We start from the raw sequence: 1,662 nt of genomic DNA, 5'->3' as shown, positions 1-1,662 counted from the left end.
ATCATTGAACAAAATATCAAAACCCCTTTCTAAACTTCGAAGATCATCGCCTACGCTGACGCCACTAAATTTGCCATGATACCCTTCACCTACTGTGATTCGATAAAGTCTCTCGCTGTTTTCGAAGTACAGTGAGACCGCCTGATTCATAAATCGATATGACAATAAAAGCTCATTGCCAAAACCGATCCTTCTCTTAATTCCGACGCAAGACTTGCTATTAAGGAGAATATCTCGAACAGCTACTTCCGGGCCGTACCACTCAACCCCCCCCCAACTTTTTCGCTAACGTTGGAAAACGATTCACCTAAAGAGAACCCTGCTGCTGATCTACCTGGAACAAGATCAGAGTACAAATCAGGAAATAAATTTCTCATATTACCTCCAGCCCTTCCACTCACCGCCCTCATATTTCAGACGTTTTCCTTGGGTATCATAGTATTGTTGATATATCGCTTATTTATAATTAAGAAATCGCTCCGGATATCACACATAAAGCAGTAATAACTTGGTCAGGATGATCTTCTAAAGGAACCCCCCAGCCGGTAACTTCAAGCCCACCATAGTTTTGATCGGTATAGAGCCACTCCTCAGCGCTGTCAAACACTAAAGATGTAAATGGCAATAGGTCCGAAACTAAGCTACCTAATCCAGTACCATTCGGCAAAACACCTTTATAGATAAAATTTTGAGCCAGCTCACCAGGAAAGCTAAAGTCATAAACTTTAATAGCATGTACCCTTCCACCTTTAATCATGATTGATAAAGCGGGGGTGAATTTCTTTAAAGCATTGATAACACTCGCATCCGAGAGAACGAACGAATAGCCACCGTTTCCGTTTTCGTCCAAGCCATGAAATTTCAAACGAAGCTCTGGCGAGTCATTGAATTGGTATAGCGAGTTTTTTTCATCAACTAAGTAACCTGATAGCACACATTTCAATACGTCCGCATCAACATACAATGGTATTCCAGCAAGTGACACAGATGGCAAAATTGCTGCCATCCACGATATTGAAAATTCTTTAGATAGGGTCATTTTGGCACCCATGTATTATTGGAGGGATTAAATACTACTGTTTGACCCTGAGGATTCAAGTAAATTGTATTTGCATCATAAATAGGATCTCGCCCAAGAAACGTCGGTCTGTAGGTCGAAGGTTCAACAACCTTAATTTTACTTCCATCTTCATAGGTGATTTTGTAGTACTCACCAATATGAGATGACTGATTGAGGTTATCAACAGTCGACGGACTATACTGAAACTCTTTGATGCCTGTAGCACTGCCTTCAACTTTAAATACTTGAGCATTGCCGGATGAGCTGGCTTTTGCGGGTACAGATGTAACCGTAGCACCATCCATCGTGAACGACTGCCTAATGTCGTCTATCGATTTCCCCCAAATACTAGAGGGCTGATCCACAAGGTTACGCGGTATTCCCGCCTGTCTGGCTAAGTCTTCTCGCAGTCCATCTCGGGCGATAGCTGAAGTTGCAGGTATCTCGTCAGCAACTCCTGCTACTCTTTTCGCCTCAGCAATCTCACGCTCAGCCTTAACCAACTGGGCCAGATTACCCCCGGCCTTGGGTGTGAGTCCACCGTCTGCAGTCTGGAGGTAGAGCGTGCCGTCAGGCCCGGCAACCTCTACGTTTCCGGTTCT

Annotated in this window: 1 protein-coding gene and 1 pseudogene; both read right to left on the bottom strand. The window is 43.9% G+C overall.

Annotated elements, in window-relative coordinates:
* Positions 1 to 466 precede the first annotated feature (466 nt).
* Positions 467 to 1,039 carry a hypothetical protein gene (locus BUB69_RS28105; protein WP_342744081.1) on the bottom strand — a complete coding sequence of 191 codons (573 nt, stop codon included), beginning with the start codon at positions 1,037 to 1,039 and terminating at the stop codon, positions 467 to 469.
* Positions 1,036 to 1,662 (bottom strand): annotated as a pseudogene (locus BUB69_RS28100) (hypothetical protein); the annotation flags it as partial. The gene BUB69_RS28105 and the pseudogene BUB69_RS28100, both read right to left, overlap by 4 nt.

This window comes from Pseudomonas asturiensis, from assembly GCF_900143095.1.
GTDB lineage: Bacteria > Pseudomonadota > Gammaproteobacteria > Pseudomonadales > Pseudomonadaceae > Aquipseudomonas > Aquipseudomonas asturiensis.
The sequence above is the reverse complement of the archived record's forward strand: the minus strand, read 5'-3'. Positions and strand labels throughout refer to the sequence as shown.